This is a genomic window from Fodinicurvata fenggangensis DSM 21160, from assembly GCF_000686045.1.
Lineage (GTDB): Bacteria > Pseudomonadota > Alphaproteobacteria > Kiloniellales > DSM-21159 > Fodinicurvata > Fodinicurvata fenggangensis.
The window spans coordinates 159,986-173,935 of record NZ_JMLV01000006.1 but is presented as its reverse complement, the minus strand read 5'-3'; the positions used below and the strand labels follow the sequence as shown (position 1 = coordinate 173,935).

The following is a 13,950-nucleotide window of genomic DNA, read 5'->3' as shown; positions in this document are numbered from 1 at the left end:
CCAGACTCTGTCACCGCATTGGCATCTGGGCATAGACCGGTTCGAGGGGATAGCTGGCCTCTTCGGTATAAAGCGGTCCCGACTGGGAGAGGAAACTGGAGAAGAGCACGAAGTCCTCGACTCGGAAGGGGCCTATCTTCAGCAGCGCATTGTGGGACATGAACTGCTGCAGTTTGCGTCCGTTCTCGATTCGCCCGCGGGCCAGGGTGACGTGCGGCTTGAACTTTCGCCGTTCAGGCGGAAGACCGGCGCGGATGACGGCCTGCTCCACCTTGCCCTGCAGGCGGTTGAGCGCTTCGTTGGCTTCCACTCCGGCCCAGAGGGAGGTGATGCGCGGCCCGTCGGTAAAGACATCAACGCCGGACAGGGTCAACTCGAATCCCTTGCCGTTGAGCCCCAACAGCATGTCGTCGATGTCCCGGGCCAGGGCGTTATCCACCTCGCCGATGAAACGCAAGGTCAGGTGCATGTTCTCCGGCGGAATCCAGCGGGCGCCCGGGACGCCGCTGCAGATGGCGGAGAGTTCCTCGCGGACCTCCTCTGGCAAGGCGAGGGCTGTAAAGAGTCTCATGACCTTTCCTCCTGCACCGGCTTGCGACCCTGCCAGCATAGCCTTTAGCAGGGCCGTGCTGGCAAGGGTCTTTCTGCAAAACGAGCGGGGCCGGAATACAGCCGGTCAGAGAAGGAGGTATTCAGGGACAGGGATAGGTGTGCTCGGCGTGGATCTGCTCGATGCTCTCCAGCAGTTCCTCGGGCAGGGTGGCCTGCTCGCCCTGGAAGGCCAGCTTCAGGTGCTCCATCCGCGTGGCCCCGACAATGGAAGCGGTCACGAAGGCCCGGCTGAAGACATAGGCATGGGCCATGACCGCCGGGTCGAGATCCCAGGCACGCGCCAGCGCCACGTACTTTGCAACGGCGGCATCGGCCTGGGGGTTCATGTAGCGCGAGTTCTGCGGGAATAGGGTCAGGCGGGCGCCCTCGGGGCGGCGGCCGCCCTGGTACTTTCCGGTCAGCACGCCGGCGGCGACGGGGGCGTAGGCCAATAGGCCGCAGTCCTCGCGCAGCGCCACCTCGGCCAGGCCGGTCTCGAAGCTGCGATTGAGCAGGCTGTAGGGATTCTGGACGGAAGCGACACGCGGCCCCTTGCCGGATTCAGCCAGCTTCAGGAAGGTCATGGTGCCCCAGGCCGTCTCGTTGGACAGGCCGATGTGACGAATCTTGCCGGCGCGCACCTGTTCGTCCAGGGCCGCCAGGGTTTCCTCGATGGGCACGGTCTCCTCGTCGGCCACCTCACGGAAGCCCAGTTTGCCGAAACGGTCGGTCGTGCGTTCCGGCCAGTGCAGCTGATAGAGATCGATGTAGTCGGTCTGCAGGCGCTTCAGGCTGTCATCCACGGCCTGCTGGATGTGCCGGCGATTGAGACGGGGCTGTCCATCGCGGATGTAGGGAAAACGGTCCCCACCCGGTCCAACGGCCTTGGTGGCCAGGATCAGCTTGTCGCGTCCGCCGCGGGCGGCCAGCCAGTCGCCGATGATTTCCTCGGTCCGGCCATAGGTCTCCGCACGCGTTGCAATGGGATACATCTCGGCCGTGTCGAAGAAGTTGACGCCGTTGGCCACGGCGTAGTCCATCTGTTCGAAGGCCTCCTCGGGACTGTTCTGCTCGCCCCAGGTCATGGTCCCCAGGCAGAGCGCGCTCACGTTCAGGCCGGTACGACCGAGCGGACGGTATTGCATCATGAAACTCCGTTCTGTTGCGGATTGCTTGCTTTGTGGCGGCCTCTTTCTGAAGAGAGACAGGCCGGAACGCAAGTCAGGTGTCAGGAGGCGCCGTCGTCGTCGGTGGATGCGCTGCGCGTCGTCTCGATCAATTCCTCGACCTTGGGCAGGATGTTCTCGACGATGACCGACACGCCCTCGGCGTTGGGATGGATGCCATCGTCCTGGTTGAGATCGCGTTCGGCGGCCACGTCCTTCAGGAAAAAGGGATAGAAAAGGACGTCGTGTTTCTCGGCCAGGCGCGGGAAGACGGCATCGAAGTCCTCGGTGTAATCCTGTCCCATGTTCCGGGGGGCCATCATCCCGGCCAGCAGAATGGGCAGTTCCTCCTCCTGGAAGCGGGTGATCAGCTTGGAAAGGTTGTCCTCCATGGCATCGGGCTCGAGTCCGCGCAGGGCATCGTTGGCCCCCAGAACCAGGATCACCGCGTCGGGATCGTCGGCCAGGGCCCAGTCGACGCGCGAAAGGCCGGCGCGTGAAGTGTCTCCGGAATTTCCGGCGTTCAGGACGTCCACCTGGTGCCCGCGGTCCTGAAGGGCGGATTCCAGCTGGTCGGGAAAGGTGTCGCCATCGCTCAGGCCATAGCCGTGGACCAGCGAGTCGCCATAAGCCATCAACTGCAGTCTGTCCTGGGCCAGGGCCGGCAGGGTGAACAACAGGGCAACGCAGAGGAAAACCGGCAGGAATGTCGTCTTTGTCATGAGATACCGAAAGTTGGAGCGATTCATGCGGATTCTTGGGTCAGAGCCATAATTCTGACATGCACAGAGTTAAGCTGCAGAATGGCGCAATCAAGGCAAGCCTGCGTTGATCCGCTTGCAGGGAAGCCTATATCGGGAACTGCAGCAAATGTTTCCAGTCCGTCGGCTGTGCCCGCCATTTCGAATTGTTCCAGGAGTCCGTCTTGCCCCGCAACGGTCACGAAAGCCCCGATGATACCCCAATGATCCACCTGCAGGACCTGCACCTGACCTATCGGGGCACGGCGGCCGAGGTGCATGTCCTGCGCGGCATCACCCTCTCCATTGCCCGCGGTGAGACGGTTTCGCTTGTGGGGCCCTCGGGCTCCGGCAAGACCTCGCTGCTGATGGTTTCGGCCGGACTGGAACGGTCCACGGGCGGCCGTATCGAGGTTGCCGGCCAGGATATCGGCCGGCTGGACGAGGACGGCCTGGCTGAATTCCGGCGGGACCGGATCGGAATCGTGTTCCAGGATTTCCATCTGATCCCCACCATGACGGCCCGCGAGAATGTGGCTGTTCCCCTGGAGTTCGCCGGTCGCAGCGAGGCTTTCGAACGGGCCGCCGAGGTCCTGGCCGATGTCGGGCTGGATCATAGGCTGGATCACTACCCCGGCCAGCTTTCGGGCGGCGAGCAGCAGCGGGTTGCCTTGGCCCGCGCCTTCGCCACCTCGCCGGACCTGCTGCTGGCCGACGAGCCGACGGGCAACCTCGACGGCGAGACGGGCGGTAAGGTGATCGACCTGCTGTTCTCCCTGCAACGCACGCACAACACGACTCTGCTGCTGATCACCCACGACCCGGCATTGGCCGAGCGCTGTGAGCGGCGCATCCGCATTGCCGATGGCGAAATCGTCTCGGACCAGTACCTGGAGGAACAGGCGGACGACAGCAGCCGGGCGGCCTCGCGCGCATGACGGCCAAGGGAACTTCCAGAAACATGGCGTCTTCACTGGCTCTGGCCGCCCGCATGGCGCGTCGCGAGATGCGCGGTGGCCTGAAGGGCTTCCGGATCTTCCTGGCCTGCCTGCTGCTGGGTGTGGCGGCTATAGCCGGCGTGCAGTCCCTGTCCGAGGCCCTGATGACGGGGCTGGAGCGCAATGGGCGCAGCCTTATGGGGGGCGAGGTGGAACTGCGGCTCATCCACCGCTCGGCCACAGAGGAAGAATCCGGCTGGCTGCGCGAGAACAGCGCGCGATTTTCCCACACCACGGAAATGCGGGGCATGGTCCGCAGTGCCGAGAACCCGGACCAGCGCCGGCTTGTCGAGCTGAAGGGCGTGGATGACGCCTATCCGCTCTATGGCAGCCTGGAACTCGAATCCAACGAGGACCCGCAGGCGCTCCTGGCCGACCGGGAGGACGTGCGAGGCGTGCTTGTGGACCGCGGCGTCCTGGACCGCCTGGAACTGGACAGGGGCGACAGGGTCGAGCTTGGTGAAAGCCGCTTTCAGATCCGCGGGGTGATCACGCACGAACCCGACCGGACCACACGCGCCTTTACACTGGGTCCGCGTGTCATGATTTCCCAGGAAGGCCTGGAGCAAAGCGGCTTGGCCCAGCCCGGCAGCCTGATCTATCACCACTATCGCCTGGACCTGCCGGAAGGCGAGGGGGTGGAAAGCTGGAAGGAGCGATTGAACGCGCGCTTTCCCGATGCCGGATGGCGTGTCAGCGACCTCAGCAATGCGGCGCCGGGCCTGGACCGCTTCGTCAATCAGATCACCATCTTCATGACCCTGGTGGGGCTGACGTCCCTGCTGGTCGGTGGGGTTGGTATCGCCAATGCGGTGCGCAGTTTCCTGCAAAGCCGACGCGCGACCATTGCCACGATGAAGTGCCTGGGCGCGACGGCGCGGATGGTCTTCATGACCTACCTGCTGCAGATCATGGTCCTGGCCCTGGCCGGCATACTGGGCGGCCTGCTGATCGGGGCGATGACGCCGCTGGTCTTCGGTCCCCTTCTGGCCGAGCGCCTGAACTATCCCATAGCAACAGGTGTCTATCTCTATCCGCTGCTTCTGGCGACGGTCTTCGGTGTTCTGACCACACTGGTCTTCTCGCTCTGGCCACTGTCACAAGCCCAGCAGATTCCCGCGGCGGCCCTGTTCCGCGGCCTGGTCTCGCAGACCCGTGCGCGCCCCTCGCCCAGGGTGGCCCTGACCATCCTGCTGCTGGGGGGCGCCCTGGTTGCGGTGGCTGTCCTGGGAACGGATGGGGGCCGTGTGGCCCTGGGCTTCGTGGGCGGTGCCATTGCCGCGCTGCTGGCCTTCCGGGTTACCGCGGCCGGCCTGGCCTATGCCGCACGCAAGCTGCCACGCAGCCGCCGGCCCGGGTTGCGGCTGGCCATTGCCAACCTTTACCGTCCCGGCGCGGCGACGGGCAGCGTGATCACATCGCTGGGCCTGGGGCTGACCGTGCTGGTGGCCATTGCGCTGATCGAGGGCAATCTGAAGCGCCAGGTGCTGGAGGACATGCCCGAAGAGGCGCCCGGCTTCTATTTCATCGATATCCAACCCGATCAGATCGACAGCTTCGTTCAGGACGTGCGGGACTTCGAGGGGGTCGAGGAAGTGAATCACGTTCCGATGCTGCGTGGGCGCATCGCCGAGGTGAACGGCATGGCGCCCGAGCAGATGGACATTCCCGAGGACATTCGTTGGGTGTTCCGGGGCGATCGCGGACTGACCTGGTCGGCCGAACCGCCAGTGGGTGCGCGGATCACGGAAGGTGACTGGTGGCCAGCCGATTATGACGGCCCGCCCCTGGTCTCGCTGGACAACGAGGTGGGGGAGGCCCTGGACCTGGGTCCCGGGGACGAAATGACGATCAATGTCCTGGGGCGCAATATCGAGGTCGAAATCGCCAACCTGCGCGAGATCGACTGGTCGGACCTAGCCATCAATTTCGTCATGATCTTCTCCCCTGGCATGCTGGAGGCAGCACCTCAGTCGCAGATTGCGACCGTTCGCCTGGACCCCGAGCAGGAGCTGGCGCTCGAGCGCATGGTGACCGACCGTTACCCGAACGTCTCGCCCATCCGCGTGAAGGAGGCCCTGGGCAGTCTGGCCGAGATCCTGCGCAATGCGGCGGCGGCCGTGACCGCCACAGGCTCCGTCACCCTGTTGGCGGGCCTGTTGGTTCTGGCCGGGGCCGTGGCGGCCGGGCAACAGCGGCGGATCTATGATTCCGTGGTTCTCAAGGTACTGGGCGCGACACGCCGGGACTTGGCGCGTGCCTACCTGATGGAATTCAGCCTGCTGGGCACGAGTGCGGCCCTGGTGGCGGTCGCCTTCGGAACGATGGGCGCCTGGGCCGTTCTGGTCTTCGTGATGAAGGCGGAGTTCCACTTCCTGCCGCTGCAGGCCGTCGTTACCGTGCTGGCCGCTGTGGCGGTTACCCTGATCTTCGGCTTCGCCGGCACCTGGCGTGCCCTGTCACAGAAAGCGGGTCCCCTGCTGCGCAACGATTGAGCGACCTGGCCTGGCGTGTTGCTTGAGGCCCTTGGTTCGGCATGCTATGTATCGCCAATCGACGATATACGGATTGCTCTGCCCATGACGAGCCTCTCCAGCTTTCAACAAGTTTCTGCATCGGATAGGGACGAGGAGGTGGCGCACCTCGCCAAGGCCTTGGCCCATCCGGTGCGCATTCGCATCGTCCGGCTGCTGCTGGACAAGCAATCCTGCATCGGCGGCGACATTGTCGCCGAGGTCGGTCTTGCGCAGTCCACCGTTTCCGAGCATCTGCGCATCCTGAAGGCCGCCGGCGTCATTGTCGGCGAGATCGAACGCCCGCGGGTCTGCTATTCCCTTGATCCAAGCCGGCTCCTGCCGCTGGCCGACCTGCTGGAACGGATCTTCGAACAGGACAGCCAGGGTGAACTGACGGGACCGGACTGTTACCGCCCTCGGGAAGCCTGATAGCCGTTGCACCGATACCCTCTGTTCAAGCCGGGAAAGACCAGCCATATGTCGAATTTCGAACGCTATCTGTCCCTTTGGGTTGCGCTCTGCATCGTGGCAGGGGTTGGCCTGGGCAGCCTTCTGCCCGGGCTGTTCGGGGTTCTGGCCGGCCTGGAGTATGGCTCCGTCAATTTCCTGGTCGCCATCCTGATCTGGTTCATGGTCTACCCCATGATGGTGGCCGTGGATTTCTCCAGCCTGAAACGGGTCCATGAACGGCCGAAGGGCCTGATCATCACCTTGGCGGTGAACTGGCTGATCAAGCCCTTCACTATGGCGGCTCTGGGCGTGCTGTTTTTCGAATACCTCTTTGCCGGGCTGATCGATCCGGCGAATTCCGGGCAGTACATCGCCGGCCTCATTCTGCTGGGTGCGGCGCCCTGCACGGCGATGGTCTTCGTATGGTCCCAGCTGACACGCGGTGATCCCAACTACACTCTGGTCCAGGTCTCGTTGAACGACGTGATCATGGTCTTCGCCTTTGCGCCGATCGTGGCCCTGTTGCTGGGTGTGACCGACCTTTCGGTGCCCTGGGAAACACTGCTGCTTTCCGTCTTGCTCTATGTCGTCATCCCCTTGATTGCAGGCGCACTGACCCGCAGGAAGTTGACGCAAAGGGCAGGCGACGGTCCCCAGGGCGAAGCCGAAGTGGCGCGCTTTACAGGCCGGGTAAAACCCCTGTCGGTACTGGGGCTGTTGGCGACCGTGGTGCTGCTTTTCGGGTTCCAGGGGCCGGTCATCCTCGACCAGCCGCTGCTGATCGCATTGATTGCCGTGCCGCTGCTGATCCAGTCCTACGGCATCTTTGCCCTGGCCTATACGGCCGCCTGGCTGTGGCGCGTGCCCTTCAACGTGGCGGCTCCCTGCGCATTAATCGGGACCTCGAACTTCTTCGAACTGGCCGTGGCCGTGGCCATCGGCCTGTTCGGGCTCAATTCGGGAGCCGCCCTGGTCACGGTGGTGGGCGTCCTGGTCGAAGTGCCGGTCATGCTCTCGCTGGTGGCCTTCGCCAATCGCACACGGAACTGGTTTCCCCAGGGTGAGACTGACGAGCCATCTCAGGGGAAGCAGTAGGCCCGTTCTGGTGACAGCAAGGCAGATGCACTGAAATAGCTGGACAGTGGCGGCAGTCGCTGATCGCGCCCACTGCAGCAATCATTACGGCCATCGGTACTTTGGGCGTACTTGCTGGGCAGGGCGCTGCTGAGCCCTTTCGCCTCTCGTCAATCCAGGACTTCGGGGCAGCCAGTGATCTCTGGCCGCCTGGGAACCATTCAAGGCTCACTTTGTAATAGTTTTCTTCAGCCGGGCAGATCGAGTCTGTCCTGTGGTTGTTAAAACTTGAAGATTTCTGCCTGCCTTATGACAAATATTGGCCTTGGGTGTCGGAGTATTCAAAGATCGATTGCAATGTAGCGTAATAACAATGCATGCTGGCAGGTGCGTGTAACCTTAGTGCAAGAATACTTGTCCCGCTTCCTGGAAGCCGGGCTGGGTCGGGCCAAGGAAAGAGAGGACCGTATCGTCGCGCGAAGAGGATAGGACGCGGCCGATAAAGCAGATTTCAGGCCTGAAGCATAACCGAGAACAGGGGAATGCTGATATGGACGAACTCGCAAAACGTCTCGGGCTGCGTACCGAGCCAACCATCTTCTTCGTGTCCGCCGCTGCCATGATCGTCTTTCTGTTGGCCCTGGTCATCATGCCGGAGTCCATACGGGATGCCTTCACCGCAGGGCGCGAGTGGATTGTCACCAACCTGGGCTGGTTTTTCATTTTCGGGGTGAATGTCTGGCTTTTATTCCTGCTGTGGGTGGCCATCAGCCGCTACGGCAATATCCGTCTGGGCGGGGAGGACGCCAGGCCGGCGTACGGGAACCTGTCCTGGTTCACGATGCTTTTCGCCGGTGGTATCGGCACCGTCCTGATGTTCTGGGGTGTGGCCGAGCCGGTCTTCCACTTCTCCAACCCGCCCCGGGCTGACGTGGAACCCCATACCGTGGAGGCCGCACGGGACGCCATAGGCTTCTCGCTCTATCATCTCGGGCTGCATACCTGGACCATATTCACGCTGCCCGGCCTGGCGTTCGCCTATTTCATCTATCGCTATAACCTGCCTGTGCGGGTGAGTTCCGTGTTCTACCCCCTGCTTCACGACAAGATCTATGGCCCCATCGGCAAGACCATCGATATCTTTGCCGTCCTGGGCACACTGTTCGGTGTTGCCGTGTCGATCGGGCTTGGGACGTCCCAGATCAATGCCGGGCTGACGGAATTGACCGGCGTATCCGACAGTGTGACGACCAAGGTCCTCATCATCATCGTACTGACCATGGTTGCCGTCAGTTCGATCGTCGCCGGGCTCGACAGCGGCGTGAAACTGCTGTCCAACATCAATATCGGCATGGCGACGGGGCTCATGCTCTTCGTGCTCGTGGCCGGTTCGACGGTGTTCCTGCTGAGGGGGGTCGTCGAGACACTGGGGATCTATATCTCGAATATCGTGCCCATGGCGTTCTGGAACGATACCCTCGCACAGTACACCCAGGAGGACGGTCGCTGGGGCTGGCAGGGCAGTTGGACGGTCTTCTACTGGACCTGGACCGTCACCTGGTCCCCCTTCATCGGCATCTTCGTCGCCCGCATTTCCAGGGGGCGCACGATCCGTGAATTCGTTCTGGGTGTGCTCTTCGCGCCCTCGCTTTTCACCCTGGTCTGGTTTGCGATCTTCGGCTGGTCGGCCATGGAGATCGACGGCATCGGCTCGGCTGCCCGCGAAGCCATGGGCGATCAGGCCGGACAGCTATCGGCGGCAGTTGCCGAAAGCGTGCCACTGGCCATGTTCGCCTTCTTCGAGCACTTCCCCGGGACCACCCTGATCCAGGGCCTGGCCATCGTCATCGTGGCCATATTCTTCGCCACCTCGTCGGATTCGGCCTCCCTGGTTGTCGATATGCTCTGCACCGGAGATGCCGAGCCCGGACCCGTGCGCCAGCGCGTGTTCTGGGGCGTGGCCGAGGGCGCGGTCGCTGCGATGCTGATCGTGCTGGCGGGCTCCGTCGGCCTGGAGGCCTTGCAACAGGTCATTACGGTCATCGGTCTTCCGATCTTCGTACTGGTCTTCGCCATGATCTTTGCCCTGGCGCGCGGTCTGAGGAGCGAGGAGGTTTCGCATGTGAAAGTCGGCCCACCTCCTGAAGTCAAGAAGCTCTAGCGGGGATTTGTGTGTCGGGATTGCCCCTGCGGGTGATCTCGACACATCCGGATCGCTCTGCTTGCATGGCCGGGAAAGGAGGCAAGGCCATGAACGAATCCGCACGCACGGCGCCGCGCGCCCTCAGGGCAGAGGAGGCCGAAAAACGCAGCAAGCCCTCGAACTATCCCGAACCCTTCTTCAGCCGCATGGCGAAGCGGGAGAAGCGCCCATTGGGCACGCTGTTCGGCCTGGCAAACTTCGGCGTAAACCTGACTCGCCTGGCGCCTGGAGGCGAATCGGCCCTGCTGCATCGTCACAGCCGTCAGGACGAGTTCGTCTATATCCTGGAGGGCGCGCCGACGCTGATCACCGAGGAGGGAGAGGTTACCTTGTCGCCAGGCATGTGTGCCGGTTTTCCTGCCGGCGGTCAGGCCCACCACCTGGTTAATCGTACGGACCAGGATGCCGTCTTCCTGGAGGTTGGGGATCGCAGCAGCGGTGATGCGGTCTACTATCCCCAGGACGACTTGCAGGCGGTCCTGGGGTCGGACGGAACCTGGCAGTTCACGCACAAGGATGGCCAGCCTTTCTGAGTCCTGGTCCTGGGCTTGCCGCTATCCTTGTCTTTCAGTGTGCGAAGTAGTGCATGCCGCCGTCCACGGGAATGACCGCACCCGTGATGTACCAGGCCAACGGTGAGGCAAGGAAGGCCGTCATGTATGCCATGTCCTCGGGTTCGCCGAAGGTGCCGGCCGGGATGTTGCGGGCGATGAATTCCTGACGGCTTTCCTCGGTGGGATGCAGGCGGTCCCGGATCTGGGCGCTGTTGATGCGCCCGGGTGCCACGCAGTTCACGGTCACGCCTTCGGCGGCCACGTCGCAGGACAGGCCCTTGGCCCAGACATGCAGGGCCGCCTTGGCGGCGCTCGCAGCATTGAGGCTGCGCGGCTCCATGGTGCCGCTGATGTTGACGATGCGGCCCCATTGCCGCTTGCGCATGGCGGGCAGCAGGGCCTGTGTCAGGCGCCGCGCCGACGAGAAGTTCAGTTCGAAGGCTTCCTCCCAGAAGGCATCGTCGGCTTGCGTATCCGTGGGCCGGGAACTACCTGCGGCGTTCACCAGGATGTCGATCCCCTCCAGGATGCCTTGCGCCTCTTCGGCCAGTGAATTCACGGCCTGTGGATCGGTGATGTCCGCGGTGACAAGGGCAGGTTTCTCGTGTCCGGCGGCCACGATCTCGTCGGCCACCGTTTCCAGGCGCTCCCGATTTGTGGCGGTCATGACGAGCTGCACGCCCTCGTCGGCCAGCACCCGGGCAATTCCCGCTCCGATACCGGAACTGGCACCTGTGACCAGGGCGCTTTTTCCAGTCAGTTTCAGATCCATCTCGACTCCATCCCGTTCTGTTGCGTTATTCCAGGGAACTATCACTGCCTGGAGCCGGCCTGTCACGGCACGCCTGTTGCCGGACCTATGCGCGCCCTGGAACCTTCTGTTTCTCACAAGGTGGCTACGCTTCGAATCCAGCCCTCCGGGGACAGCGTCAACCAAGGCATCGCCTTTCGATTTTTAGAGGTCGGATACGGCAGTCCTGTTTTCCTGGCGCGCAAGGGAGATTATGATGGAAACGGGGCAAGATTGCGCGATACCTGCATTTTTTGCAGGGCTTGCCCCTCCGGATTCGATTGATTTGCATGTGAGAATGCCTCATATCTATTGCAGTCGAACACAGCATTTCGAAAGAGAGGAGTGAGATGGCCCTCGGTCCAGATCGCAATTATATGACCGGCGCGCAGAGCCGGGCGCAAACGGCGGAACAGATTGATGCCGGCCTGCGCCAGTACATGCTGCGCGTCTACAACTACATGTCACTGGGGATCGCCTTCACGGGCGCGATCGCAATGGTCGTCGCCATGAACCCGGCCCTGGTTCAGGCCGTGGCATCCTCGTTCTGGCTGTTCTTCATCGGCATCATGGGTCTCGGCTTCTTTGCGCCGAAGATCATGATGTCAAAGTCCATTGGGGCGGCTCAGGCCTGTTTCTGGGTCTATGCCGCGCTCTGGGGGGCCCTGTTGGGTCCGATGATGGCGGCCTATGCGGCCATTGACCCGATGATGATCGCACGTGCCTTCTTCATCACGGCCGGTGCTTTCGCCGGGCTCAGTCTTTATGGCTACACCACGAAGCGCAACCTGGGCCCGATCGGGGCGTTCCTGGCAATGGCCACGATCGGCCTGCTGATCGCCCTGTTGGTCAATGCCTTCTTCATCCAGAGCGGCATGTTCCAGCTTGGCCTGTCGGTTCTGGTGGTCCTGGTCTTCTCCGGGCTGACCGCCTATGAGACCCAGATGATCAAGAAGATGTACCAGGAGAGCGATGGTGCCGATATCACCATGCGCAAGGCCATCTTCGGGGCCTTCATGCTCTACGGCTCCTTCGTGACTCTGTTCATCTACATCCTCAGCATCCTGGGGATCATGCGCGAATAACCGCATGAGAACAGCATGAGACGATAAGGCCCGGGTGTTCGCATCCGGGCCTTTTTCATGGGCTTCCACGCCATTTCAGGGACCCCGAGCCATTCCTTGGTCAACCTGCCGTGAGGGCGCGTTCAGATGTGATGCAGCTGCAGCGTTCCCGTGCCGCAGTTGACCTCCGGTCTACTTGTGTTTGCGCAGCGGAACAGGGCCGTCAGCGGTGGCCTGGGGGTCATCCGTGGTGGCCTGTGGCGTTTCGGTGCTTTCGGCCTCTGCCTGTGCCACCTTGGCCTCGAGGCGCTTGAAGGACCAGTAGGACAGCGGAATGCTGACAAGGTAGACTACGCTGCCCAGCGTTATGGTCCACCAGGGCCGTTCGGCAAGGCCGGCGCTGATCAGCCCGACCGCGGCCAGCAGGGGTAGCACATAGCGGTTGGGGATGCGTTGGCTGCGGATGGCAAAGGTGGGGATGTGCGTGACCATCAGGACACCGATCAGCGCCATCCAGCCGGATATGAACAGCGGATTGCCCACCAGGTCGTTGCCGATCTCGCGGCTGATCACGAGGGGCAGCAGCACCAGTATGGCCCCGGCGGGAGAGGGGATGCCGGTGAAGTAGTTGTAGGCATAGCTGGGCTTGTCCTGGTCGGTGTTGTAGCGCGCCAGGCGCAGGGCGACACAGACGACGTAGAACAGGGCCACGACCCAGGCTGCACTGCCCGGCCCGTCCAGGGACCAGAAATAGAGGATCATGGCCGGCGCCACGCCGAAGGCGATCACGTCGGACAGGGAGTCCAGTTCCGCGCCGAACTCGCTGGTGGCGCGCAGAAGGCGCGCCATGCGTCCATCCAGGCCGTCCAGAATGGCGGCAACTAGGATGGCGACGATGGCGGCGTTCCAGCTCCCCTCGTAGGCAAAGCGCACTGCGGTCAGGCCCGAGGACAGCGCCGCCACGGTCAGAGCGTTGGGCACCAGGCGTCCGAGCGAGGCGCTCTGGGGGCGACGGTGCTTGCGACGGTTCCTGCGGCGATTCAGCATCATGTACTCTTTCCGGAACGCCCGTCCCGGGCTTCCTGGCTGTAGCCTTCGGGCATCAGGTCGGCCAGCACGCTTTCGCCGGCGATCATGCGCTGCCCCGGACTGACCAGCGGGGCCACGCCCTCGGGCAGGTAGACGTCCAGGCGGCTGCCGAAACGGATCATGCCGAAGCGTTCACCCTGGATCAGGCTATGCCCTTCACGGACCTCGCACAAGATGCGCCGTGCGACCAGGCCGGCGATCTGGACCACGACGATGTCGCGCCCATCCGGCAGTTCGATGCAGAGCGCGTTGCGTTCGTTGTATGCGCTGGCCTTGTCCAGAGAGGCATTGAGGAAGCGGCCCTTGTGATAGGCCAGGTGACGCAGGCGGCCGCTGACCGGGGTGCGGTTCACGTGGACGTCGAAGACGTTCATGAAGATGCTGATGCGTGTGCGCGCCGTTTCGCCCAGGCCCAGCTCCGGCGGCGGGGCGGCCTGGACATGGGGCAGGACGATGCCGTCCGCGGGCGAGATCACCAGTCCTTCGCGCTGGGGTGTTACCCGCGGCGGGTCGCGGAAGAAATAGATGCACCAGGCGGTCAGCAGCCCTCCGGGGATCAGCAGCGGGGCCCACAGCAGACCCAGCAGCAGGGTGGCGGCGGCAAAGCCGGCAATGAAGGGATAGCCCGCAGAATGGATGGGAACCAGGACCGGCTTCAGGATGTCGCTAGGGGAGGTCACGTCAGCCCTCTCGGGTTGGTGGGGCGGTTCATCGC

At 63.1% G+C, this 13,950-nt stretch carries 13 protein-coding genes; 7 read left to right on the top strand and 6 right to left on the bottom strand.

What is annotated here, in order from left to right; all coding sequences use genetic code 11:
- Positions 1–10 precede the first annotated feature (10 nt).
- The 3 genes from thpR to BP38_RS0110520 form a co-directional block, all read right to left on the bottom strand.
- Complete coding sequence (thpR, locus tag BP38_RS0110530) at positions 11–571, bottom strand: RNA 2',3'-cyclic phosphodiesterase (RefSeq protein WP_026987691.1); 561 nt, start codon at positions 569–571, stop codon at positions 11–13.
- Between the two features lie 121 nt (positions 572–692).
- Positions 693–1,739 carry an NADP(H)-dependent aldo-keto reductase gene (locus tag BP38_RS0110525; RefSeq protein WP_437123995.1) on the bottom strand — a complete coding sequence of 349 codons (1,047 nt, stop codon included), beginning with the start codon at positions 1,737–1,739 and terminating at the stop codon, positions 693–695.
- A gap of 80 nt (positions 1,740–1,819) precedes the next feature.
- Positions 1,820–2,479: an arylesterase gene (locus BP38_RS0110520; RefSeq protein WP_026987689.1), complete on the bottom strand. Its 660-nt coding sequence runs from the start codon at positions 2,477–2,479 to the stop codon at positions 1,820–1,822.
- 242 nt (positions 2,480–2,721) lie between these two features.
- On the opposite strand from BP38_RS0110520, the gene BP38_RS0110515 reads away from it, so the two are divergent.
- From BP38_RS0110515 to BP38_RS0110490, 6 genes are all read left to right on the top strand, one after another.
- Positions 2,722–3,435, top strand: a complete 714-nt coding sequence (locus BP38_RS0110515; RefSeq protein ID WP_035724649.1) for an ABC transporter ATP-binding protein — start codon at positions 2,722–2,724, stop codon at positions 3,433–3,435.
- Positions 3,436–3,458: 23 nt separating this feature from the next.
- On the top strand, positions 3,459–5,990 hold the full coding sequence (locus tag BP38_RS0110510; protein WP_051609241.1) for an ABC transporter permease: 2,532 nt from the start codon (positions 3,459–3,461) through the stop codon (positions 5,988–5,990).
- A gap of 84 nt (positions 5,991–6,074) precedes the next feature.
- On the top strand, positions 6,075–6,440 hold the full coding sequence (locus BP38_RS20185) for an ArsR/SmtB family transcription factor (RefSeq protein WP_051609240.1): 366 nt from the start codon (positions 6,075–6,077) through the stop codon (positions 6,438–6,440).
- A 48-nt stretch (positions 6,441–6,488) separates the two neighbouring features.
- Complete coding sequence (arsB, locus tag BP38_RS20180; protein WP_035724648.1) at positions 6,489–7,556, top strand: ACR3 family arsenite efflux transporter; 1,068 nt, start codon at positions 6,489–6,491, stop codon at positions 7,554–7,556.
- 529 nt (positions 7,557–8,085) lie between these two features.
- On the top strand, positions 8,086–9,696 hold the full coding sequence (locus BP38_RS0110495; RefSeq protein WP_026987686.1) for a BCCT family transporter: 1,611 nt from the start codon (positions 8,086–8,088) through the stop codon (positions 9,694–9,696).
- A gap of 89 nt (positions 9,697–9,785) precedes the next feature.
- A complete protein-coding gene (locus tag BP38_RS0110490) occupies positions 9,786–10,271 on the top strand; it encodes a cupin domain-containing protein (protein ID WP_026987685.1) in 486 nt (161 codons plus the stop codon).
- Between the two features lie 34 nt (positions 10,272–10,305).
- Here the strand turns inward: BP38_RS0110490 and BP38_RS0110485 are convergent, their stop codons facing one another.
- On the bottom strand, positions 10,306–11,064 hold the full coding sequence (locus BP38_RS0110485) for an SDR family NAD(P)-dependent oxidoreductase (RefSeq protein WP_026987684.1): 759 nt from the start codon (positions 11,062–11,064) through the stop codon (positions 10,306–10,308).
- A 368-nt stretch (positions 11,065–11,432) separates the two neighbouring features.
- On the opposite strand from BP38_RS0110485, the gene BP38_RS0110480 reads away from it, so the two are divergent.
- The gene (locus BP38_RS0110480) at positions 11,433–12,167 is read left to right on the top strand and encodes a Bax inhibitor-1/YccA family protein (RefSeq protein ID WP_051609226.1); all 735 of its coding nucleotides are present in this window, start codon (positions 11,433–11,435) and stop codon (positions 12,165–12,167) included.
- Between the two features lie 171 nt (positions 12,168–12,338).
- Here BP38_RS0110480 and pssA read toward each other — a convergent pair whose 3' ends face one another.
- Both pssA and BP38_RS0110470 read right to left on the bottom strand, forming a co-directional pair.
- Positions 12,339–13,196: a CDP-diacylglycerol--serine O-phosphatidyltransferase gene (gene pssA, locus BP38_RS20175; protein ID WP_245602383.1), complete on the bottom strand. Its 858-nt coding sequence runs from the start codon at positions 13,194–13,196 to the stop codon at positions 12,339–12,341.
- On the bottom strand, positions 13,193–13,915 hold the full coding sequence (locus BP38_RS0110470) for a phosphatidylserine decarboxylase (RefSeq protein WP_035724647.1): 723 nt from the start codon (positions 13,913–13,915) through the stop codon (positions 13,193–13,195). Before BP38_RS0110470 ends, pssA begins: the two co-directional genes overlap by 4 nt.
- Positions 13,916–13,950 lie beyond the last annotated feature (35 nt).

Bases quoted from the DNA above. Each gene is read 5' to 3' on its own strand.
- BP38_RS0110515 (WP_035724649.1), top strand. From the start codon at position 2,722: ATGATCCACCTGCAGGACCTGCACCTGACCTATCGGGGCACGGCGGCC.
- BP38_RS0110480 (WP_051609226.1), top strand. From the start codon at position 11,433: ATGGCCCTCGGTCCAGATCGCAATTATATGACCGGCGCGCAGAGCCGG.
- pssA (WP_245602383.1), bottom strand. From the start codon at position 13,196: ATGATGCTGAATCGCCGCAGGAACCGTCGCAAGCACCGTCGCCCCCAG.
- BP38_RS0110485 (WP_026987684.1), bottom strand. From the start codon at position 11,064: ATGGATCTGAAACTGACTGGAAAAAGCGCCCTGGTCACAGGTGCCAGT.
- BP38_RS0110525 (WP_437123995.1), bottom strand. From the start codon at position 1,739: ATGATGCAATACCGTCCGCTCGGTCGTACCGGCCTGAACGTGAGCGCG.
- BP38_RS0110490 (WP_026987685.1), top strand. From the start codon at position 9,786: ATGAACGAATCCGCACGCACGGCGCCGCGCGCCCTCAGGGCAGAGGAG.
- thpR (WP_026987691.1), bottom strand. From the start codon at position 571: ATGAGACTCTTTACAGCCCTCGCCTTGCCAGAGGAGGTCCGCGAGGAA.
- BP38_RS0110520 (WP_026987689.1), bottom strand. From the start codon at position 2,479: ATGACAAAGACGACATTCCTGCCGGTTTTCCTCTGCGTTGCCCTGTTG.
- BP38_RS0110510 (WP_051609241.1), top strand. From the start codon at position 3,459: ATGGCGTCTTCACTGGCTCTGGCCGCCCGCATGGCGCGTCGCGAGATG.
- arsB (WP_035724648.1), top strand. From the start codon at position 6,489: ATGTCGAATTTCGAACGCTATCTGTCCCTTTGGGTTGCGCTCTGCATC.
- BP38_RS0110495 (WP_026987686.1), top strand. From the start codon at position 8,086: ATGGACGAACTCGCAAAACGTCTCGGGCTGCGTACCGAGCCAACCATC.
- BP38_RS20185 (WP_051609240.1), top strand. From the start codon at position 6,075: ATGACGAGCCTCTCCAGCTTTCAACAAGTTTCTGCATCGGATAGGGAC.